Source organism: Rubrobacter tropicus (genome assembly GCF_011492945.1).
GTDB lineage: Bacteria > Actinomycetota > Rubrobacteria > Rubrobacterales > Rubrobacteraceae > Rubrobacter_D > Rubrobacter_D tropicus.
The window spans coordinates 3,996,967-4,017,610 of the sequence record NZ_CP045119.1 but is presented as its reverse complement, the minus strand read 5'-3'; the positions used below and the strand labels follow the sequence as shown (position 1 = coordinate 4,017,610).

At 68.8% G+C, this 20,644-nt stretch carries 23 protein-coding genes; 15 read left to right on the top strand and 8 right to left on the bottom strand.

Annotated features, from left to right (window positions below; genetic code table 11):
- Nucleotides 1–39: 39 nt before the first annotated feature.
- Both GBA63_RS20075 and GBA63_RS20070 read left to right on the top strand, forming a co-directional pair.
- Nucleotides 40–1,236, top strand: coding sequence for an XRE family transcriptional regulator (locus tag GBA63_RS20075; protein WP_166179037.1), 1,197 nt, complete (start codon nucleotides 40–42; stop codon nucleotides 1,234–1,236).
- A 75-nt stretch (nucleotides 1,237–1,311) separates the two neighbouring features.
- Nucleotides 1,312–1,794, top strand: a complete 483-nt coding sequence (locus GBA63_RS20070) for a hypothetical protein (RefSeq protein WP_166179035.1) — start codon at nucleotides 1,312–1,314, stop codon at nucleotides 1,792–1,794.
- A 210-nt stretch (nucleotides 1,795–2,004) separates the two neighbouring features.
- Here GBA63_RS20070 and GBA63_RS20065 read toward each other — a convergent pair whose 3' ends face one another.
- The 3 genes from GBA63_RS20065 to GBA63_RS20055 form a co-directional block, all read right to left on the bottom strand.
- Nucleotides 2,005–2,337, bottom strand: coding sequence for a hypothetical protein (locus GBA63_RS20065; RefSeq protein ID WP_166179033.1), 333 nt, complete (start codon nucleotides 2,335–2,337; stop codon nucleotides 2,005–2,007).
- Nucleotides 2,338–2,400: 63 nt separating this feature from the next.
- The gene (locus tag GBA63_RS20060; RefSeq protein ID WP_166179031.1) at nucleotides 2,401–2,574 is read right to left on the bottom strand and encodes a LexA family protein; all 174 of its coding nucleotides are present in this window, start codon (nucleotides 2,572–2,574) and stop codon (nucleotides 2,401–2,403) included.
- Nucleotides 2,574–2,816 carry a hypothetical protein gene (locus tag GBA63_RS20055; RefSeq protein ID WP_166179029.1) on the bottom strand — a complete coding sequence of 81 codons (243 nt, stop codon included), beginning with the start codon at nucleotides 2,814–2,816 and terminating at the stop codon, nucleotides 2,574–2,576. Before GBA63_RS20055 ends, GBA63_RS20060 begins: the two co-directional genes overlap by 1 nt.
- Here GBA63_RS20055 and GBA63_RS24105 point away from each other — a divergent pair.
- Complete coding sequence (locus GBA63_RS24105; RefSeq protein ID WP_266096284.1) at nucleotides 2,800–2,925, top strand: hypothetical protein; 126 nt, start codon at nucleotides 2,800–2,802, stop codon at nucleotides 2,923–2,925. The genes GBA63_RS20055 and GBA63_RS24105 overlap by 17 nt on opposite strands.
- A 48-nt stretch (nucleotides 2,926–2,973) precedes the next feature.
- Here GBA63_RS24105 and GBA63_RS20050 read toward each other — a convergent pair whose 3' ends face one another.
- From GBA63_RS20050 to GBA63_RS20035, 4 genes are all read right to left on the bottom strand, one after another.
- Nucleotides 2,974–4,038, bottom strand: coding sequence for a tyrosine-type recombinase/integrase (locus GBA63_RS20050; protein WP_166179027.1), 1,065 nt, complete (start codon nucleotides 4,036–4,038; stop codon nucleotides 2,974–2,976).
- Nucleotides 4,039–5,034 (bottom strand): hypothetical protein, encoded by a 996-nt coding sequence (locus GBA63_RS20045; protein WP_166179025.1) that lies wholly within the window; start codon nucleotides 5,032–5,034, stop codon nucleotides 4,039–4,041.
- 134 nt (nucleotides 5,035–5,168) lie between these two features.
- Nucleotides 5,169–5,807: a hypothetical protein gene (locus GBA63_RS20040; RefSeq protein ID WP_166179023.1), complete on the bottom strand. Its 639-nt coding sequence runs from the start codon at nucleotides 5,805–5,807 to the stop codon at nucleotides 5,169–5,171.
- 70 nt (nucleotides 5,808–5,877) lie between these two features.
- Entirely contained in the window at nucleotides 5,878–6,705 is an 828-nt protein-coding gene (locus GBA63_RS20035; protein ID WP_166179021.1) for an ATP-binding protein, read from the bottom strand.
- Between the two features lie 189 nt (nucleotides 6,706–6,894).
- Between GBA63_RS20035 and GBA63_RS20030 the strand changes: the two genes are divergently transcribed.
- The 5 genes from GBA63_RS20030 (at nucleotide 6,895) to GBA63_RS20010 (ending at nucleotide 9,816) form a co-directional block, all read left to right on the top strand.
- Nucleotides 6,895–7,932 carry a nucleotidyltransferase domain-containing protein gene (locus GBA63_RS20030; protein WP_166179019.1) on the top strand — a complete coding sequence of 346 codons (1,038 nt, stop codon included), beginning with the start codon at nucleotides 6,895–6,897 and terminating at the stop codon, nucleotides 7,930–7,932.
- A 9-nt stretch (nucleotides 7,933–7,941) separates the two neighbouring features.
- Complete coding sequence (locus GBA63_RS20025) at nucleotides 7,942–8,367, top strand: hypothetical protein (RefSeq protein ID WP_166179017.1); 426 nt, start codon at nucleotides 7,942–7,944, stop codon at nucleotides 8,365–8,367.
- 34 nt (nucleotides 8,368–8,401) lie between these two features.
- The gene (locus tag GBA63_RS20020; RefSeq protein ID WP_166179015.1) at nucleotides 8,402–8,938 is read left to right on the top strand and encodes a hypothetical protein; all 537 of its coding nucleotides are present in this window, start codon (nucleotides 8,402–8,404) and stop codon (nucleotides 8,936–8,938) included.
- Nucleotides 8,939–9,283: 345 nt separating this feature from the next.
- Nucleotides 9,284–9,643, top strand: a complete 360-nt coding sequence (locus tag GBA63_RS20015) for a hypothetical protein (RefSeq protein WP_166179013.1) — start codon at nucleotides 9,284–9,286, stop codon at nucleotides 9,641–9,643.
- Complete coding sequence (locus GBA63_RS20010; RefSeq protein ID WP_166179011.1) at nucleotides 9,625–9,816, top strand: hypothetical protein; 192 nt, start codon at nucleotides 9,625–9,627, stop codon at nucleotides 9,814–9,816. The genes GBA63_RS20015 and GBA63_RS20010 overlap by 19 nt, the downstream gene beginning before the upstream one ends.
- 14 nt (nucleotides 9,817–9,830) lie before the next feature.
- On the opposite strand, the gene GBA63_RS20005 is transcribed toward GBA63_RS20010, so the two are convergent.
- The gene (locus tag GBA63_RS20005; protein WP_166179009.1) at nucleotides 9,831–10,319 is read right to left on the bottom strand and encodes a hypothetical protein; all 489 of its coding nucleotides are present in this window, start codon (nucleotides 10,317–10,319) and stop codon (nucleotides 9,831–9,833) included.
- A gap of 414 nt (nucleotides 10,320–10,733) precedes the next feature.
- On the opposite strand from GBA63_RS20005, the gene GBA63_RS20000 reads away from it, so the two are divergent.
- From GBA63_RS20000 to GBA63_RS19970, 7 genes are all read left to right on the top strand, one after another.
- Nucleotides 10,734–11,543, top strand: a complete 810-nt coding sequence (locus GBA63_RS20000; protein WP_166179007.1) for a helix-turn-helix domain-containing protein — start codon at nucleotides 10,734–10,736, stop codon at nucleotides 11,541–11,543.
- Between the two features lies 1 nt (nucleotide 11,544).
- Nucleotides 11,545–12,372 (top strand): ATP-binding protein, encoded by an 828-nt coding sequence (locus GBA63_RS19995; RefSeq protein ID WP_166179005.1) that lies wholly within the window; start codon nucleotides 11,545–11,547, stop codon nucleotides 12,370–12,372.
- Nucleotides 12,366–13,223: a LuxR C-terminal-related transcriptional regulator gene (locus GBA63_RS19990; RefSeq protein WP_166179003.1), complete on the top strand. Its 858-nt coding sequence runs from the start codon at nucleotides 12,366–12,368 to the stop codon at nucleotides 13,221–13,223. Before GBA63_RS19995 ends, GBA63_RS19990 begins: the two co-directional genes overlap by 7 nt.
- A gap of 352 nt (nucleotides 13,224–13,575) precedes the next feature.
- Nucleotides 13,576–15,186: a type IV secretory system conjugative DNA transfer family protein gene (locus tag GBA63_RS19985; RefSeq protein WP_166179001.1), complete on the top strand. Its 1,611-nt coding sequence runs from the start codon at nucleotides 13,576–13,578 to the stop codon at nucleotides 15,184–15,186.
- Between the two features lie 134 nt (nucleotides 15,187–15,320).
- Nucleotides 15,321–15,806: a hypothetical protein gene (locus tag GBA63_RS19980; RefSeq protein ID WP_166178999.1), complete on the top strand. Its 486-nt coding sequence runs from the start codon at nucleotides 15,321–15,323 to the stop codon at nucleotides 15,804–15,806.
- Between the two features lie 7 nt (nucleotides 15,807–15,813).
- Complete coding sequence (locus tag GBA63_RS19975) at nucleotides 15,814–19,656, top strand: VirB4 family type IV secretion system protein (RefSeq protein ID WP_166178997.1); 3,843 nt, start codon at nucleotides 15,814–15,816, stop codon at nucleotides 19,654–19,656.
- Nucleotides 19,649–20,644, top strand: coding sequence for a hypothetical protein (locus GBA63_RS19970; protein WP_166178995.1), 996 nt, complete (start codon nucleotides 19,649–19,651; stop codon nucleotides 20,642–20,644). Before GBA63_RS19975 ends, GBA63_RS19970 begins: the two co-directional genes overlap by 8 nt.

Here is a 20,644-nt window from a genome sequence, read left to right as displayed (position 1 = left end):
CTACTTGCTATTATAGCAGACAGGAAAGGAAGGGTGCCGATGATTACGCAGGAGGAACTGGGCGGACGGCTACGTAGGGCTCGGGAGAGGGCGGGATACACGCAAGAGGAGGCGGGACGCGCCATCGGGCTGGACGACACGGCCGTGGCGAAGATGGAACGCGGCAAGCGGGGGGTGGGGGCGCTTGAGGTTAAGCGGCTCGCCTCGTTTTATGGCACCTCGACCGAGGACTTGCTGGAAGATCCCACAGCGGAGGGCGAGGTTCCCCTTACCGTCGCCATGAGGGCCACGGCGGGAGCCCTGGGACCGAAGGCTGGAGCCATGAAACGGCGATTACAGCGCTTGGTCGCTGACGATCGTTGGCTGCGCGAGGACGAAGACGATGCGTACGACGCGCAGGACTTTCCTGCGCTCGACTTGCCCAAAGATTTGGAGGATTTGGAGAGGGGCTACCAGGGCGCGGATCTTTTCCGGGAGCGCCACGGGCTAGGGCATTCGCCCATAGCGGACGTCGCCGTCTTGGCCGACGAGTTGGGCGTGATCGTCGCCCGCATGCCGTTGGGCGGCGACGAGCGATCCCCGGAAGGGTGCTCCGCGTTGGACCCGCAGACGGGGGTAGCCTACGTTCTTATCAACAGCGACAAGCCGCGCGTCCGAAGGCGGTTCACCATTGCCCACGAGCTGGGGCATCTCGCCTTAGGTCACCTCCACGGCGGCGAGATGGTCGTCGACGAAACCGTGAGGGGCAGGTCGCCTCGGGAACGCGAGGCCAACGCCTTCGCCGCGGGGCTGCTGATGCCCGAAGCCGGCGTCGCGGACGGTTGGCAACGCCTGGAGCGTCGGCTGGGCCAACGTCCCAGTCCTATAGATTGGATCGTCTGGCTCGCCGCCTCGTTCGGGGTAAGCGACCAAGCGGCGGCCTACAGACTGGTGAACCTCGGACGCATCCACGCTGTTGGCGGAACCACCGCCGACTCCATAAAGGAGATGTCGGAGAATCCGGAGATGCTCAGGGAGGCCAAGAGGCGTCTGGGGCTCTCGCCCGTGACCGCGGACGCGGAGCGCGGAGCCTCCGAGGTCGGGCCGGCCATGAGGGCGCGGGTTGCGCGGGCGCTCGAAGAGGGCGCGATCACCGTGGACGGCGCGGCGGAGATGCTGCATCAACCACCCGAGGACATCTACCGCTGGGTGGCGCAGATCGGTATCCGCCTGGACGCGGCGGAAGCGCCGCTGTAGCGGGCAGCCGCAGGGGTGCTCTCCGGTCTCGATACTAACGTGCTGATAGACATCCGCCTACTTGGCTTAGAGCCTTTGCTGGCGCGCGTCCTCGACGGCGAGGGCTGGACCACGACCTTCGTCGACGCGGAGTTCGGCGACCCGCTGGAACAAGCGGGGGGCGGCGCGGCGAGCCTGTTCCCGTTCCTCGAGGTCGATCCCGTGGACGCGCGTCTGTTGCCCCAGATAGAGCGCGACCAAATCGCCATCATGGGCCGTCGAAGGGCGGCGGCGGGTGACGCCGCCGGGGAGGCGAGCCTGGTGCATGTGGCGCGCCACTCCAGGCCCGGATCCATCGTACTCAGCAATGACCCTCACGCTGTCCGCCTCGGAAGGAGACACAACGTCTCCGTCAGAGGCACGCTCTACGTCCTGCACCGAGCGTTCAGCATAGGGCTACTCTCTTCGGAGGAGGCATGGATGCAGTACCGTAGCCTGCAAGACCAAGAAAGGCGGCCACCACGACTAATCCGAGCGCAGTTAGAGCGCTACCTGGAAACCGGGACGCGTCCTGGCTAAGGAAGGTGATGCACATAGTACGCTGATATGCAGAGTCGAAGTAAGGTTAAGGAAGATTCCAGGAGAGCAAACCAGACTCATTCCGCATCCTCTTACTACAGTGCAACACATGAAATAGTTAGTCGCCGCTAGAACCTGGGCAAGCCCCGCCTCGACGAGGCGTTCGTTGGGCCTGAGGGCTCGCGAGAACAGTAGGACACGGGTGCCGCCTCACGCCTCCATCGAGCGCCGCAGCTTGTCCCGAACCTTCCGACCGGCCCCCGGTTTCAGCGCGCCCGAATCGTCCAGTTTTTTTACGAACCGGAGGTACATCGCTCTCTCATCGTAATCTGATCCTCCTGGCACATCGAAGCTTTGGAGGAAGAAGCCGAGATTCGAGTAGTAGCGGCGGCCGGGCGAGTCGGGCGGTGGGGTGCTCGCGTAAAGCGCTAGCGCGTCGCCCATCGACTCGGCGGCCTCCAGCCTACGGCTGAACTCGTCCCAGGCGCGAAGGTCCGCCTCCTCCCACTCTTGCCGCGTTCTCGTCTTCCGCCGTCTCGTCACGACCGCCTCCCCTTAGCACCGCCAGCCTACCGCCGCACCAAACCTTATCCGGGCACCTGAGCATCACCGCCTCCACGGCCGCCGGAGTATCAGCTCCACCCGGCCCTGCACCTCCACGTCTGCAGCCGGCGCTACTACGTCTTTGTGCTCGCCGTTCTCCTCCCGCAGCCTTACGTTCTCGCTTTCCCGGAAGAGCCTCTTGACCGTAACCCGCTCCCCGCCGATGAGCGCCGCCACTATCGTCCCGTCCGGGGGGCCAGGCTACGGAGGACCTTCTCCTGGGCCTCCCTGCGGGCGAGCTGCTCCGCCGAGTGCTGCCTGTGGCCGAGGGCATGGCCGTGGGGGGGGGCCGGGACCCGGGAGAGCACGAAGGTCGCCACGGCGTCCCAGAGGTTCTCCGGCACCGCGGCGCCCTCGGCCAGCCCCTCCGAGAGCTGCTGCAGGTAGCGGGCGTCCGCCTCGTTGAAGACCGACCACATCCAGGCGAACGCCTTCCAGTCGTCGGCGGCGGAGGCCAGGGCCCCGAGGGCCTCCGGCTCGCCCGCACGCTGGACGAGCGTGGCGAGCGCCGGCCACTCCTCGGCCTGAGGAGCTTGGCGTGGTCCGAGAGGGCGGCCGATCCGGCGTGGAGTCCGCTCACAGCCTGCCGACCCCGGCCCGGGCCCGCTCAGCGTCCGAGAGGGCGTACTTCATCACCTGGGAGAGGTCGGAGTGGCCCATGAGCTCGGCGAGCTCCCTCAGCTGCCCCGGGTTGTCCTGCAGGTACCAGGTCCCGAAGGTGCGCCTGAGGTCGTGGGGCTTGAGGGCGGCCTTCTTCGCGAGGCGCGCCTCGCGCACCCACCCGTAGAGCCGCCGCCTCAGGGTGTTCTCCGAGACTCGCCTCCCCCGCTCGTTGAGGAAGAGGTGGGACGGATCCTCCCCGGCGGGCACGAGATCTCCCCTGACCGAGAGGTAGCGCGAGAGCGAGCGCTTGAGCTTCGGGGCCATCGGGACCGCCCGCTCCTTGTTGCCCTTGCCCTTGGCCACCCGGACCTCTTCGGCGCCGCGAGAGAGGTCGAGGTCCCAGACGGCGAGGCCGGCCGCTTCCTCTATCCTGAGGCCGGCGTAGACCATGGCGCTGAAGGCGGCGTGGTCGCGCGCGGCGAGCACGGGGGCCAAAAGCGCGCGGCGGGAGGGGGGCGCCCCGTCGGGCCCCTCCCCGGGCGCGGATCTCGCGGCCCGATCGATGGGGGCGAAGAGCCTGCCGGCCTCCTCCTTGGTGAGGTAGAGCCTCTTCGGGGTCGCCTGGCGGAAGCGGACCTCGTCGAGGTCGTCCATGGGGTTTTCTAGCTTGAGCCTCCTCGAGGCCGTCTCGAAGAAGCTCTTTAGCACGGCCAGATGGCTCTTCGCGGTGGAGTCCTGGAGGGGCTTGCCGTCCTTGAGGGTGCGCTCGTTCTTGAGGTAGACGGCGTAGGCCTCCACGGCGTCGGCGTCGGCCGAGGCATATGGGACGTCTACCTCCCCGAGCCCGGATCGCGAGGCGAGCCAGCGCTGGAAGAGGTCGAGCTTCTTGCGGTAGTCGTCTATGGTCTTCTCGCCGCGGCCGCCGGCGCGTTTGGCGTCGAGAAAGAAGGCGATCGCGTCGCCGAGGAAGAGCGGGGCCGGGTCGGCCGCGGTCTGGGCCGCGGAACCGGAACCCTTCGTCGTCTCGGGCGCCGACATCTAGGGCGCCCCGATCTTCGGCGGCAGAATGCTGCGGGCGCGCATCTCGTAGAGGGCCCTCCCGACGAGGGAGGACCGATCGAGCAGGTCCCATAGATCCGACAACCTGACCAAGAGGTCGGCGTCGCCGACCGCCCGGGCGGTCAAAGGACCCGTCGGGCCCCGCCGCGGCAACGCCCTCGACGCCGCCTCGGCGCAGGCGAGACCCGCGGCCAGGTAGCTGATCATGATGCTCTGCGCGTACTCGGTCTCGACGACCTTCTCCTTCTCGGCGGTGGTGAGTTTCATGTTGCCCTCGATGAAGCCGGGCATCAGCTTGCGGAACCCCGAGTGGCTGTATCCAGAGAAATAACCGTACTCCCTTTGCCAGCGCCGCAGAGCGTCTTTGAGCTGTGGGTCGGATACCTCGCGTATCACCTCAGCGGGCATCGGGAAGTTGGCCATGGTTTTGGAGGCGGCCTTCAAGTGCGGCGGCGTGGTCGTCCCCGGCGGGTTGCGGTAGCGCCACTCCACGAACTCCTTCTCCTCGTCGGAGATTCCTAGCCCCTTGCGCTCGTTCTCCAAGCCGGACGCCTGCTCTTTCAGGAAGTCGTCGTACCTCGCCAAACCGGAACGCTCGTCGGCCTCCAGCAGGTGGCGCTCGTAGGCCTTGCGCCATTCGTCTTTGAGATAGCGCTCGGTCCAATGCTCCGGGTCCTCCAGTAGCAACGCCACCACGTAGACCTTCTCGATCTGCTCCCGGGCGAGCGACATCGCGTCCGCCATCGCCGGCGGGTTCTCCCCGCGGCTCCTCATGAGCATCCTTATGCTCTGGTGCGTGCCCAGAAACTGCCTGAGCATGTCCGCCATCAGCGCCCCGAACGTCGCCCCCAGATCCGCCGAATGCTCGAACGAAAGCGCCAGGGGGTTCACCACCCGGGCAACGAGATCGTCCACCTCCTCGGCGTCGATGGCGTCACCGGGGTCTATGTCCCGGGCGTGCGCGTAATGGGTCAAAAGCGGGCCTCCCGCGTATCGAACACCAAAAAGCAGATTACACCCATAATCTTACACGACGAAGAGGAGTTTTGGCCGATTCCTAAAGGGTTTCGTCGGAAACGGTGTCCCAGAGTTACTTTTCGTGTGACAGATTATTCCGGTTGCGGGCTCTCGAAGCCCACGGCGGGCAACACCGGGAAGAACTCGAACTGCTTGTAGCCGAGCGCCCCCTGGCGGCGCTGCTTGCGCAGCAGCCGCAGCCTGGCGAGGCGGTCGGTGCGGTTGCTGCAGGTGGTGAGTTTGATGTCGAGCCTCTCGGCCAGGGCTTCGTTGGTGTCCCCGGGCCGGACGGACTCGAGGGTGTGCGCGAGGTAGTCCGGCAGCTCGCCGACGACGCGCAGGTCGGCCACGCCTTCCGCCTTCCCGGCGCAGAACATCGCCAGCTTCCTCCGTTCGAGGGACACCTGGATCTCCTCGAGGATGTCTTCCTGATCGCCGGGCGAGACGATCAGCACCACGTAGCGGTCCTTGATCCCGCCCGCGTACATCTCTTGGGCCAGCGCGCCGAAGCACTCGTCGGCATAGGAGAAATTCATGAAGTCCAGAGAGCGGAAGTCCACGCCAAGCGCGGACCCCGGCGGGTACGATTCGAGTCTCTTACGCAAGAGCTCCCGCTCCGCCCCGCCGCTCTTGCGCCCCGCCAAGACGCCGCCCGACGCGTCCGCTCCGGTCAACGGCAGGACGTCGTCCAGCAACCCCAGGTCCACGGCGGGCGTGCTCAAGGCGGTCATGGCGCTCCTTTCATCGCAATCATTGAACGCTCAGTTTACTTTAGGCATCGGTTCGGCCCAGTGTCAAATATCACCCGAGCGGGAACTCGGCCTCCACGCAGGTGCCGCGGAGGGGATGGGCCGTCTCGGTCCGCGGGCCGGACGTCCCCGAGAACCTCACCCACCCCCCGTGGGACCAGGCGGTCATCGCCCCGTTCCCGCGCCCGACCGACCTGAGCGCGCTGCCGAAGCCACCGCCGCGGGCGTCTCCCAGCCTCGACACCCCGTCGACCGCGGCCAGCTCGATGAGTCCGCCGTCCGTCGAAATGCCGCGCATGGCGGCCTGGGGATGATCCCGCAGCGTGGCGGGTATCCCGATGCCGGCGTCGGCGACGGCGACGCAGACCCTCTCGCCCCCCATCCGGTAGGTCTGGATGGCGGTGTAGGCGCCGCAGCGCGACTCGGCGTGGACGACCGCATTCTCCAAGAACTCGGAAAGCACCGTGCAGCAGCGGTTGACCTCGGCCCTCGCCAGGTTGCCTTCTGAGAGGAGCCGGTGAAAGTCCCGCGTCACGAGCGCGGCCTCGTCTTCCGTGCGCACGGTGCGCAGTTCGGAGAGCGACGCGCCGGCGTGACGGGCGCCCGTCTCTAAGCGGGTCACGTCCTTGTCGTAGAGCAGCCTGTCGCCGAAACGCGCGAAGAAGTCCATGCGATGCATGTATCCGGCGACGCCGTCCGGCGGCAGCCTTACGACCAGCGGCCGATCTTCCGCGGTCCAGGCCTCGATCAAACTAGACAGCGCGACCAGCCCGCCCGGCCTCACGAAGCGCACGCCCGAAAGGTCGACCCCGCCGGAAGAGAACATCGCGCCCGAAGAAAGCCTGGCGCGCACCCCATCCATCGTGAGTTCCCAACTCAAGCTTCTGCACCGCAAGTCGGCCGCTCGCCCATGCCCGGGATGTTAGCCGAAATCAGGCAGACCCCGCCCACAAACTGCGCTCACCCCCATCGCTGTGGTCGCGACCGGACGCCGCCCTCCGCGTCTGCTAAAATCAGTTCTCAGTACGATTGGTGAACGGTTAGAGAACGTAAGGAGGATGGGATGGGCATGACCGGGATACTCGAGGAAGCCAGGGCGCGCATAGCGGTCGACGACGAGGTGCTCGCGGCGGCGCGGGACCGCCGCGACCTCATAAGGAGGATCGTCGAGGAGGAGTTCCGCACCCTGCGCACGTTCGGTTCGGGCTCGCTGGCCCACGGCACCCAGAACAGCCCGCTGGCAGACGCGGATCTCGGCGTCGTCCTGGACAGGAGGGCTTACCCGGAACTGGGCCCCGATGGTGATGGCCCCGAGGGGATCGTGGAGGAGGTGCGAAAGCGCCTCAGGGAGCGCCTCAAGGAGGACTACCCGGAGGCGCGCTTCTACGTCGGCGGGCGCAGGGCCATAAAGGTTACGTTCAACGACCCCGTCGGGCCCGACGCGGACGACTTCACCGCCGACGTGATCGTGGCCCTGACGAGGGAGGACGGCGGGCTGTGGATCCCGGACCTCAAGAAGAACACCTGGGAGGCATCCCATCCCGAAGAGCACACGCGGCTCGTCCGGGGCCGCAACAAGGCAACCAAGTCCACTTTCGCGCGCGTCATCCGGCTGGCCAAGCACGCGAACAAGAGGCACGGGAAGACGGTCTGCTCGTTCAACCTCACCGCGCTGGGGCTCGAGTGCCTCAAGGAGAAGGCCTCGATGCAGGATGGGCTCGCCGTTCTGTTCCGGCACGGGGCTGACAGCCTCAAGGACGGCCTGACCGAAGACCCGGCCGGCGTCTCCGGCGCGATAGGCGTGAACACCTCGCGGCGCAAGGACGCGGCAGCCAGGCTCGAGAAGCTGGCCGGGCTCGCCGAGGAGGCCGTGCAGCTGGAGGCCGACGGTCAGGACGCTCAGGCGCAGAAGGCGTGGTCGCAGCTGCTGCCCGACGCCGTCGATCGCCCCGACGACGAGGACCTCAAGGCGGAGTACGCGAAGGGGCTGGGCAAGAGCAACGGGCGCGTGCGCCAGGGCGTGAGCGGCATGGTGGTCTCGGACCGCCTGGGCAGCGCGGTGTCGTCGGGCAGGTCCTACGGGGGCGAGAGGCCCGCGGACCGCTAGGCTGGCCTGGTGCTACCGTGGTGGCGCGAGGACGTGGGCGCCGTCTTGCGCATGCAGGCGAGCCTCAAGGCGCGCCACCCCGGGATCGAGAAACGGAGGTCACGAAGGAGCCTGACCTACGTGTTGGACCTGGAGGTCCCGTGCTACGAGACGCGGCGCGTTACCATCGTCTTCGGCACCCGCCACACGGCCGCCGGCGCCCGGGTCTTCGCCGACGGCCCGGCGTGCTCCCGCCACCGCTACGAGGACGGCAGCCTGTGCATGTGGCACCCGGACGACCCGCCCGAGCTCAGGTGGGTGCCGGATCGCGGGCTGGCGGACCTGATAGAGATGGCCCGCCGCCACCTCTTCAGGGAGGCTTACTGGCGGGAAACGGGAGTATGGTTGGGTCCCGAGGTCCATCTCGACGGGGAAGGAAAGGGCGCGAACGGATGAAACGGTGGGCCGGACAATCTGAAGCGGGGTGCCCGTGAGCGCCGCCGTGGTCGCGTCGGTGCTCGCGCTCGCCGGCGTGCTCGCCACCGTGGCGGCCAACCAGTTCCTGGCGCGACAGGACCGGCTCCGCAAAGACTTCGCCGAGGCCCTCGCGGCCGTGGAGCGGTACGCCGAGCTGCCCTACCGGATCCTTCGCAGACAGGCATCCGACGCCGAAACGCGGGGGCGACTCTCCGAGGCGATCCACGAGGTTCAGCAAGACCTGCTCTTCCACCGCAGCTGGGTGCGGGTCCAGGACGCCCGCGTCGCCGACGCCTACGACGCGCTGGTCGGCGCCGCGAGAAGGGAGGCCGGCCAGGCCATGACGCAGGCGTGGAGGACGGACCCCATCGCCTCGGACGAAGGCATGCCCCTCGGCGTCGGCCTGACGTTCCCCGAGATGGAGCGACGGCGAGAAGAGTACATCGAGGTGGTCCGCTGGCATCTGCAGTGGCTCCCCGCGCGGTGGGCCAGGACGCGTCTTGTTCCGTGGATCCTGGATTTGCCCCGCAAGTCGAGGGGTGCCGGGTGAGCGCGGGAGCTCCGGCGCGGTTGAGGGGGCACGGCGGCGTTGCTGCGGGCGGAGGCGGGTGGCCGCGCCGAACTCTCGTGGTCGTCGACCGCTCTTGGTCAAGAATTCTGAAGGTCGTTGTCCATTACCCGTTTGCTACTAGTACCCTTCGTCGGCGCTCTTGGGGGCGGCCTCGGGTAAGGTAGCACGACTTTGGCATCGTATGCCATTTTGCTAACGCTTGACTTCGCCTCTAAGGGCCTCTGCGCAAGCCGCCGAGGTGATTGGGCGCCCGGTTTCGGGCTTGGGCCTCGCGTCGGTGCCGCCCACGTAGACAATTACCGATAATGTCGGTAATATGTCCGCATGCGAGATGGAGAGGGGAGGAACGAAGGATTCGTAGAGGCGAGTCGTGCTTTCTCTTCCACGGAGGTGGCAAAGACGCTTTCGGAGACCAGGGAAGCTCTACGCCAGTACGAAACCTCGGCCTTGGCCGACGTTGCGCATATCCTCTCGGGTGTCGCGGAGAGCCTGGCGCACACCACCCGAGATCTTGCCGTTGTGAGCCGGGAGGAGTGGTTGGATGCGGAGGGGGCCCGGCGTCATCTCAAGAGGACTAGGAAGCAGTTCGAGAGGATCGCGCCGCACCTCCCGAGGCATTACGTCAGCGAGCGTGGCATCCTCTACAACGCAAGGGAGCTAGACGAGTGGCTAATGAACCGCTAGGTCCGGGACGCGGTTCAGCATGGGAGCAAGCAAGTGACGTCTTCGCGCATCACCAGGTCAAGACGGTAGTCCGCGGCGAGGGCGAGAAGGTTCGCCCGGAGATAGAGAATCCCGCGGTGTGGGAGGGCCTGGACCGCGGGACGGCGGGGCGGCTGCTGGGACAGGTGGTGTAGCCCACGCCGCGGGCTTAGCCTTTCTTCGTCTTCTCGGCTCCGTCTGGCCCGCTCTCCGGCAGGCTCGCACGGTAGAACTTCCTGAACTCCATGAGGTCCTCGAAGTCCTCCTTCGGCACCGTCTGCCCGTAGGCGTAGGCGGCCCCGAACAACTCCCACTCCTCGTCGCTGAAGGCCATGATGGCGTCGGCGTAGACGGGGATCTCGCGCGGGCACGCCGTGACGCCGCGCATCCAGTCCGAGACGCTCCTCTGGTTCACGTCCCTCAGCCTGCCGGACATGGCCCTGATCTTGAAGCCGCGCCTCCGGCACTCCGCCGCGAAGGTGCTCTGGTTGAGCCCCCTCGACTCCAGCAGCCGGTCGAAGACGTGGCCGAAGTACATGTATTTGCCGTCCGCCAGACCCGGCTCCAGACCTTTAGGTTGACCCGACACGAGCATACCCGCCCGGCGGTAGCGGCTCAAGGTCTCTAGCAGACCCTCCGTGCTGCCCGACAGCGTCATGGTGGTATTGTACCGATATTGTCGGTAATATGCACGGCGACGGGGTACCGAGTACGTTGTTAAGGAGGTTTCGAGCATGGGGGTTGGGTCTGCGGGGGGAGCAGCGCGACGCCGGTGCGGTAGGAAGGATGACGGGGGGCGGCCATGAGTGGACGCGTCGTCTCCGGTGGGAAGAGGAGGTTGTGCGTCGTCGGGCGGGGCGGGAGATGCTTCGCGTGCGGGGGCCGGAAGGAAACGGTGCAGGGGCCGCGGGGACAGGACGGGAGACCCGTGGCCGGACTGAACTGTCCCGTGTGCGGGGGCCGGGGCAGGGCGATGGTCGTGGACTCCGGCGACGGGCGTACCGGCTTGGCCGGGGGACCGTCGTGACGTTGCGTTTGCCGGAGCAGGAAGCTTGGAGGGGGGGCGCGGGCCGTGAGCGTTTGGGCGCAGAGTTGGGCCTACGAGCAGCGACTCGGCAGGTGGCGCGAAACCAAGAGGGGGAGGAGGTCGTGGAAGGGGGACCCTGGGGCCAAGAGCGTGCTCGCCGCGGTCGCCACCTTCGCCGACGAGAACGGCTACGCCTACTGCGGCCAGGACACCCTCGCGGAGATGACGGACATGACCGAGCGCTCGGTTAGGGAGCACTTGCACAACCTGGAGCACGCCTACGGCAAGATCCGACGCGAGCACCGCCGGAAGGGCTCCGGGAGGGGCAGGGGCGAGTTCACCAGCGACGGCATCTGGCTGCTAGCCCCGGCGCACCGCCTGAGGCCACCGAAGAGGGGAGAGGCCGCCGAGGCCGAACCGGCGGAAGAGTTTTCCGCCGGAGAGAAACGCGCGCACGGGCGGAAGAGTTTGCCGCCGGGCCGGCGGAAGGGTTTTCCGGGGAACCGTCAGGGGACTGAACCGTTAGGAGAACCGCCAGGGGTGCTGCCGCACCGCCCGGAGACCTACGCCGGGATGGTCGGGGAGCAATCGCGCTTGCTGGGGGTCCCGCTGGACGCGGATGAGCTGCGAAACCTCCTCGCCTACACCGGGCGCCTGATCGAAGAGCAGGGCGCCGGACCGCTCCTCATGCTGCGGTGGGCCGCGCGCTACGCTACCCGGCGCGCCGAGAACCCGAAGATCGGGCCGTCCCAGGCCTGGGCCGACGTGGTTGCGGACGGACGGGAGAACGGGCGTGGCCGACGGTCCATCGCCGTCACGGGGGCTTCGGAGGACGCCTACGAGGGGGAGTTCTGAGGTGGGTTCGGGGGACCCGACGGGGATAGCCGACGTCCTCAACAACGTACTCGCCAAGCCCGCGACGGGCGACCTCGCAGGCCGGATAGGGCGCGAGCTGGCGGCCCAACGCCTGGGCGCGGACTCCGCTGGCGGGGCCGGGCGGGAGCCGGAACGCTGCGGGAGGTGCGGCGGGCTGAGGGACGGGCGCGACCACGAGAGCCACGCGGACCGGGTGTGCCGGTGCGGCGGGAGGGAGGGGCGCCTGCTCTCCTACCTGGACGCGGCGGACCCCGAGCGTCGGATGACCTTCGGCGCGCTCGACGCCTCCGAGCCGACCGTCTCCGCCGCCCTCGGGGCAGCGCGCGGGATCGTCGCCTGCGAGAGGAGGCGCGGAATGCTGCTCATGGGGCCGCCGGGGCGCGGCAAGACGTTCCTCATGGTAGGGCTGGGCAGGGCCCTCCTCGGGCGTGGGCGGGACGCCGGCTACTACAACGCCGCCCGGCTCGTCTCCCGCGTCCAGGACACCTACGGGGAGAACGGCGGCGAGACCAGACGCGCGGTCGTGGAGTCGGTGGCCTCCCACGAGGTGGTGCTGCTCGACGACCTCGGCAAGGAGCACGCCTCCGCGAACGTGGAGTCGATCGTCTACGAGCTCTTCGACGCCCTCTTCCTGGCCCGGGTCACCCTCGTGGCCGCGACCAACGTCCCGGCGACGGGCGAGGGTGGCTACCGGGGCCCGACGCTCTCCGACCGCTACGACGAGGCGGTGCGCTCCAGGCTCCGGGCGATGTGCGAGCGGTTCGTCGTCAAGGGCGAGGACCGCAGGCGGGAGGCGTGGGAATGGTAGGCAGGTCCGCAGCCGGGACGCCGCCGGACCGGTCCGCCGACCGGCCCTCCGACCGCCGCCTGTCGGAGGTGCTCGTGACGCTGGCCCGGCTCGTGCTCGCGGGGGACGACGCCGGCAGGCTGGCCCGCGAGGCGGTGCTGGCCGTCGCGAAGGCCCTCGACGCCGACCGCTGCGAGGTCCTGCGTCCGGCGCCGGGCGGAAAGCGCCTGCTCAGGATCGCCTCCTGCGGCGAGGACCCCGGGCGGGGCGGTCGCGATGCTGTTCCCTCCGGCGTCTCCTCGGCGGCCGGCTACGCGCTGCTGAACGGCGCGCCGGTCGTCTCCGAAGACCTGGAGCGGGAGAGGCGGTTCGGCGCCGTGGGGGCGCCGCGACGGGAAGGCCCCGTCTCCGCGGTCGCGGCGCCCTTCTCGTCTGGCGGCGACGCCGGCGTGCTGGTCGCCTACGCCGCGCGGGCCGGCGCGTTCGACGCCGGACACGCCCTCACCCTGGGCCGGATCTCCTACCTCCTCGGCGGTGCCCTGCGGCGTCTGGAGGAGCGTGAGGAGCTACGCCGCAGGGCGGAGGAGGCCGAGCGTCGCCTCGGCGCGCCGCCTGACAGCCTCCGCGTGGACGCACTCGGGGACGAGGTCCCCACGCTAACCGCCCGCCAGTCGGACGTGCTGACGCTCATGGCCGACGGTCGATCGGCCAAGCGCATCGCCTCGGAACTCAGACTCTCCATCCACACCGTCCACTTCCACCAGCGCAACCTCTACCGTGCCCTGGGCGTCGGCTCGTCGACCGCGGCCCTCAAGCGGGCCGCCGAGATGGGATTGCTGCGCCCGCCGAACGCGGGCCCCTCGGACCGCTAGCCCGCTGCGACGCGGCCTCCAGGGGCCGCACCCCATCTTGCCGACCCAACCACTTCTCGTAGTCGGAACCCACCATTTCTTGTGATGTGGGCTTCCCCCCGTTGCCCGCAGACTCCCAAGCGCAACTTGAGGCGAAAGGAGGCCGACCAGGCAGCAGACCACGGAGCATCGAACGACGCGGTTGCCGACAACTGGCCGGGCGGAACGCCAGATCGCCAGACCCCAACGGGCCGCCCGGCCCCAACCCCGAAAGGAGCGAACCGATGCAGACGGAGACAAACAACGAGATCGCCGGGCGGGCTCCCACCCCCCTCCACGTCGGGAGCCCGCCCGGCGCCCAAGTACTTGGCGGGTGCGGAGGCCTATCCTGAGCCTCTCGAGCCAATACCTCGAGGACGCACAAGGCGACCGCTTCTACGAGCTGGGTGTGAGGCTGCGCGAGCACGGCCCGGAGATGCTGGCCGCCACGCAGGACCCCGCCAATTGGGCGCTCGTGACCGTGGGCCTGGCGCTCGCCGGCGCCTGCCTGGCCGGCGCCCACAAGGGCTCGGGGCCGCTCCTCGACCTCGGCCACCGCGCCCTGTTCCGGCGCCCGGGCGAGGTCCTGGTCGGCCACCGCTCCCTGGGGTCGTTCGGCTCGGCGCCGCTCTACCTCCCGCTCCCCGACCGCTTCACGGGGCTGCAGATGGTGGCGCCGATGGGCCAGGCCAAGACCTCGACGATGGAGTGGCTCGCCTACCAGGACCTGAGGAACGGGCTCTCGGTCTTCGTCGTGGAGACCGAGGGGGACCTCGGCAGGAAGCTCCTACCGCTCGCCTACGGGCTCGGCGTCCCGATCCGCTACTTCACTTACGCCGGCTCCGGGCCCGCCATGAGGTGGAACCCGCTGGCCGGCGACAAGGTCGAGGCCGCCGAGAGGGCGGTCGTCGCCTTCCAGTCGGCGGCGGCGAGCGGCGACGAGAAGTTCTTCGAGAACTTCAACTCCATGTTCCTCAGGCACGCGGTCCTGGCCGTGTGCACCTTCGCGGAGCGGGAGGGGCGTGCCGCGACTATGGCCGACCTCGACCGCTTCGTCCAGAACGAGCGCTTCCGCAGGAAGGTCCTGGGCGTCGAACGCGACGCCCAGGGCAAGCGCTTCACCGTGAACGCGAAGGGCCTGCCGAGGAGAACCCTCGGTTACTGGCAGGACCTCTACTACGGCCAGTACGGCCAGAGGGAGCGCACCCAGTTTGTCGCGGGCCTGCACGCCGTTATGGACGCTCTCCTCGCCCAGGAGGTCGTCGAGGTCGCGCTCTCGCCGGGGCCCGAAGACCCGGTGCTGGACCTGCCGGGGGCGCTGGACTCCCCGGGACTCACCCTCGTGAGCGTCCCGCAGGGGGCGGCGCCGGCGACGAGCCGGATGCTTTCGACCTGGGTGATGGAGTACTTCCGCCAGGCGGTCCTCGCCCGCGGGGAAGGCGGGTATCCCGTCTCCGCGTACCTCGACGAGGTCCACTCAATGCTGGGGCACGCCAACTCCGAGGCCGCTCTCGCGTTCTCCTCGCTGGTTACCCAATCCAGGAGGCGTCACGTGGCCTTCAACTTCGCCTACCAGTCGTTCTCGCTGCTGCCTTCTCCTCTCAGGGAGTCGCTCGCCACCAACGCCCGCAACAAGCTGATCTCCGGCGGGTTGCAGGGCGAGGACGCGGTGGAGGCGGTGCGGATGCTCGGCCAGACCGAGGAGGAGGTCCGCGACTACCGCACGACCCGCAAGGGCCTGCTCGGCGGCCCTGGCACGTTCTCGGTGGGCCGCAGGAGGCAGACCGTCCCGCGCGTCAGCGAGGAGGAGCTCGTCTACCTTCCGCGCGGCTGGTGGCACCTCTCGCGCGTGAGGCGCGGTAGGCAGCAGCGCCCCGTGCCGGTGAAGGCCGGCAGGGCCCCCGCGCCCCCGGCCGCCCACCGCGACGCCTTCGCACCTTGCTGAGCGCGGGTCCCATTACGCGCCGCGGGCCGGCACGAGGCGACCGCGCGAGGACGCCCAACCGGGACGGCTTCGCGAGCACGACCGCGGCAAACGATCGAACCGCAGACACGACGACAGGAGGAGGCAAAGACGCCATGCAAGCACGCCACACGCAGACGCCGGAGGTCGGGCGCCGGGGAGACACCTTGCGCGGGCCGTTCTGGCGATCGGTCGGCCGAAAGGTCCTCTCGGCCTGTGGAGGGCCGGCCGCGGCCGTCAACAGGGAGCTGCCCCGCTACCTGTTCTGGGCGCTCGTAGCGTCCCTCGTCGCAAGCGTCGTCCTCGGCGTCGGCGCCGGGGAGGCGCTCGCCCAGCAGCAGGGTGGCCAGGGTGGAGGCGACGCCATAAGCCAGACACTCGACAACGTCCGCAACTACCTGGCGGGGCTCGCCTTCGGGGTGGGGGGGATAGGCTTCGTCGCCTCCCTGCTCGTCAAAGGCTACGCCTCGATCAACGAGAACGCCCACGCTTACGCCGCGATGGGGATGAAGGGCTCGCTGTGGTGCATCGTCGCCGGCGTGATCGTCACCCCGATCCTCACCATAGCCTCGGGCCTCGCGGCCGGCGGCGGGGGCGGCTGAGCCCCGTATGCGCGAGCCGGTAGTGAAGGACCTGGCAGGCGCCCGCAAGACCACGAAGATCATGGGCGTGGCCGTCGAGACCCACCAGGCCGCAATCCTGGCCGGCACGCTCGTCTTCTTCGCCACGTTCTGCTACTACCTCGCGGGGTTCTTCGGCCTCTCCACCACCCGGGCGGCCGTCTGGCTCTCGCCGATCGTCCCCGTGGCGCTCCTCTTCGCGTTCTACCGCTCGCGAGACGGCTACCACCTGGACTTCGTGATCTGGAGGAAGATCGTCTCCTTCACGCGACCGGACGTGTTCTTCAAGCGGCCCAGGGACAACGCGAAGGGCGGGTGGCGCTCGATGCGCGACGTCGTCCAGCGGTTCATCCCGGCCGAGGAGTTCCACTGGGAGATGCTCCGCTGCGACGACGGTACCTACGTCGTCGCGTTCCGCGTGGTTCCGAAGAACCTCTCCCTGATCGGCGACACCGAGCGTATGCGGGTCTTCCGCAGCGCCACCGAGCTCTACAACTCCCTGGACTTTCCGTGGATGGAGATCACCAGGAGCAAGGAGGGCTCGACGGGGCGCTACACCCGACGCTTCAAGAACAACGTCGCCTCCGCGATCCCGCCGGAGGAGCGCAAGCTCAAGAGGTTCGCCTCCGAGCACGCCGCCTACCTCGAGGAGGAGCTGCCCGGGCTCTCCATCTTCGAGCGCAAGGGCTACGCCGTCCTCCACTACAACCCCGCCGCCGAGAAGGCTAGGGCCGCCGGCGGTGCCTCCGGCTTCGGTCCGCTCGACGCCGTCGCGAAGCTTGTCGGCTTCGGCAAGGGCGGCAAGACCCCCGGAGGACGCGCCTCCAGGAAGGACGCCCGGAGGCGCCAGCAGGAGGCGGAGGCCGCCTACCGGGTGCTCTCGACCAGGGCAAACTCCTTCTACAACGGCTTCGTCCGGCTGGGGTGCCGCATCAGCGCGCTGACCGACATGGAGTTCCTCGCGTTCGTGCTCGGGCAGACCACCGACTGGGACGAGGACTCCGAGGAGCCCCCGACCCTCTACGAGCACGTCTCCCTCGACCCGGGCGGCTACGACGCCATCCCGGAGGAGAAGCGCGAGCAGATGATCCGGGAGGCCGAGGCCTGGCGCGAGGAGGCTCCGCCGGCGCTCGGCATCGGCGACCTCGTGGCGGACAAGATCGCCCCCGACACGGCCAAGATTTTCCCCGAGTTCCTCAAGGTCGAGGGCCGCTACCACACGACCCTCTTCGCCTCCGGCTGGCCCGACGAGGTCTTCTTCGGGATGCTCGCCGACCTGAACGCCATAGAGGGCCGCGTCAAGGTCGTGAAGTTCATAGACCCCCGTCCGAAGAAGGAGGCGCAGCAGATCCTCGGCGGCAGGGTCGCGGCGCTCCGGGCATCGAAGAGCACCGCCGACGACGGGAACGTCAACGCCGAGCAGCAGCGCGAGATCGCCGAGTACACTAACGAGCAGGCGCTCTACGAGATCAACTCGGGCAGGCAACGCTACCTCGCCCTCTCCGTCCTGATCCACGTCGAGGCCGACTCCGAGGAGCGGCTCTACGGGATGGCCCAGGAGGTCCAGGACACCCTGGCCGGCTGGAACGTCTCAAGCCAACTCGCTCGCGAGCAGGCGTGGGAGGGGCTCCTCTCGTCCGGCCCCTTCGGCAGGAACTACCTCTCGGACCGCTACTGCGAGTTCGGGATGCTCAGCCGTCCTGCCGCGTGCCTCTTCTCGTACGGCTCCCAGCAGATAGACCACGAGGACGGCGTCTTCGTCGGGGTGGACACACGCTCCAACTCCGTCATGACGCTCGACACCCGCCGGCTCGTCAACCCCCACGGCGTGATACTCGGGCAGACGGGCGGGGGCAAGAGCTTCGTCATAAAGAGCGTCTCGACCCGACAGCTCATGTTCGGCAACCGCCAGGTGATCATCGACCCGGAGGGCAACAGCCGCTACGTGCGCGTGGCGAAGGCCGTCGGCGGCGCCTACGCGGTCATAGCGCCGGGCTCCAAGCACAAGATCAACCCGTTCGACCTGCACGAGGACTACATGAACCTCGACCTGCTGGAGGACATCTTCGGCGACGAGGACGAAGAGGACGGCGAGGAGCAGGACGTCGAGGAGGCCGTCGAGGCCGCGAAGGCGGCGGCGCTCGACGGCAAGGCCCAGGAGATCACGCGCATGGTCTCCCTCATGGCCGTCACCGACGAGACCAACACCGGCGCCGTCGGCGGCCTCTCGGGGGCGGAGGCCAGCTTCGTCGAGCGGGCCGTCTACCAGGCCTACGAGGACGCGGGGATCAGGTCCGACGACCCGGCCACCCACGAGCTGCCCGCGCCCACCTTCCCAGAGTTCTGGGAGATCATGCGCGGCTACGCCGAGGCCAACACCATCGTCTCCGACCTCTTGGAGAAGCTCTGGAGCTGGCACTCGGGGTCCCTCTCGAAGATCTTCGACGCCCCCACCAACGTCGACCTCTCGAACAAGTACCTCGTCTTCCAGATCTCGAAGGTCAAGGACCGCCAGAAGGCCCCGGTCATGCACGCCATCCTCGAGTTCCTGAACGGCGTCCTCTCCAACCGCAACGAGCCCTCGGATTGCTGGATAGACGAGGGGTGGGCTCTCCTGGCCTTCCCGATGAGCGCGGAGTTCACCGAGACGATGTACCGCTCCGGACGCGCCCGCGACAACGGCATGTGGCTTGCGAGCCAGGCGGTCAACGAGTTCGTCGAGAGCCGCCAGGGGAACGTGATCCTGGACCTCGCGGCGACGCACATGATCTTCCGCCACGAGCACCAGAAGAGCGCGAGGGCGACCGCGTCCATACACGACCTCTCCGACGAGGAGATCGACGAGCTGCTGAACTTCCAGCCCGGGGAGGGCTACCTGATCGTGGACCAAGCCCGCGTCCCGATGGAGGTGCTCGCCTCCGAGAAGGAGAAGGAGCTCTACAACACCTCCCCGCGCCTGGAGGCCGCCTACAAGGAGAAGCGCCGCAACCGCGCCGAGACCCAGAGGCGGGTCGAGGACGCCGAGCGGGACGGAGCGGCCGAGGCGAGCCGCAGGGAAAAGTCCGCTATGCCTGGCATGCCGCGCGGCGGGGAGCCGATGCGCGTCCACGCCTTCACCGGAGACGGCGCGGCAGACGCCGCGGCGGCCGTGGCGAAGCTCTACGGACGGGCCGCCCGTAAGGAGCGCCTCCACGTCCTGGCCGTCGACGCCTGCGGCGGGGCGCTCTCTGACAAGCTTTCCTCCGCGTCCGTCCCGAACCCGCCCGACCCCTTCCTCAGACGCGGCTCCCCGGACCCAGAAGGGCTGGGCGAGCACGCCTCGCTCACCTCCCTCTCCGCCCTGCGCGTCGTCCACCCCCCGGAGAACGGGTCTTTGCCGGCCTCCTCGCTGCACGAGGCCGCGGGCGAGATCTTCGACCTCTGCGTCGTCGCCTGCGGCGGCACGGAGAGCGCCTACGCCGAGGACTGGCTTCAGGCCGCCGACGAGGTGGTCGCCTGCTCGACGGAGGGCGCGGAAGAGGCCCTGGAGGCGGCGCTCGCTGCAGAGGAGACTCTTGCCTCCAACGGCACCATCCTCGCCGTCACCGGCGCGAGTGGGCCGCCCGTCGCGACCTTCCCCAAAGGCGACGGCGAACCGCTCAGGCCGCTCTACTCCCTCGGCCCCGGGGCCAGCAGCGGCACCCAGGCCGACAAGGGCCTGAGAACGCTCGCCCGCGCCCTCGTCGCCCCGAAAGACGACCCCACCGCGCCCGACGCTGGCCCGAAGGCGAACGGGTCCGCGAACGGCACCGCCACACGAGAGATGGACGCCGAGGAGGAGGCGAATGGCTGAGAAGAAGAAACCGGCCTGGCTGACCGGCGAGCCTTCGGACGATACCGCCGTCCAGCAGCAGACTCCCCGAGCGGGTTCCCGCAAGGGACCGCTCGCGGAGGACGATACCGGCCAGATCCTAACCGCCGACCGCGTGCACGAAGCCGTTGCGGACGACGAACAGACCCGGACCGTGCCCCGCATCCCCATGCCCGAGCCCGGCGCCAACTGCCCCGGACGGGACGCCGCCGCGCCCGGCAGCAACCCTCTCGGGGAACTCGTCGGGCGCCTGCGCGCGAACCCCATGCCGCTGGTCATCGCGGCGGTCGCGCTATTCGTCGCCGTCGGCTTTCTCTGGATCGTCTTCGGCGGCGGTGAAGACTCATCGTCGGCAGATAGCGGCCTGTCTGAGGGAGCGAACGGCGCGCAGGGACTACCGGCCGACGCCTTCGTCGGCGGCCCGGTGACCGACTCGGGCGTCGCGTTCGAGCCCATGCGGGAGTCTGGGCGGGAGGCCGCGCTCACGGGCGCGGGCCTGGAGTGGGCCGGCTCCGTCTCCGAGAAGGAGGACGGCCGGGGACAGACCGTTACGCTCGACGGGCCGACCGCCGCGCAGCTGGAGCGTGGCTTCGACCTCGGCTCCTCCGACGTCGAGACCGGCGTCTACGCCGTCGCCCAGGAGGACACGGGCGAGGTCCTGCACGTCACCACCCAGACCCTCGTCCCCCAAGAGCAAGAGGCCGCGGCAGACGAGCTGACGCTCGGCACCGTCCACGCCTTCGCCAACGGGAAGCCCTCGGGCTACGCCTTCTACCTGGACCGGCGCGAGGCTGGCTCCGACAGGGTCGTCCGCACCTACGTCCGCCCCGGCCAGAGCAGCTACCGCGTCTCCTACGACGCCCCGGTGACGCAGGCCACCGGGGAGGGAGACCGCAACGGCGCCTTCGTGCCCTTGCTCGTCGGATGGCGCGGCTTCGAGGATACCCGGACCACGAGACAGGGAGGGTAG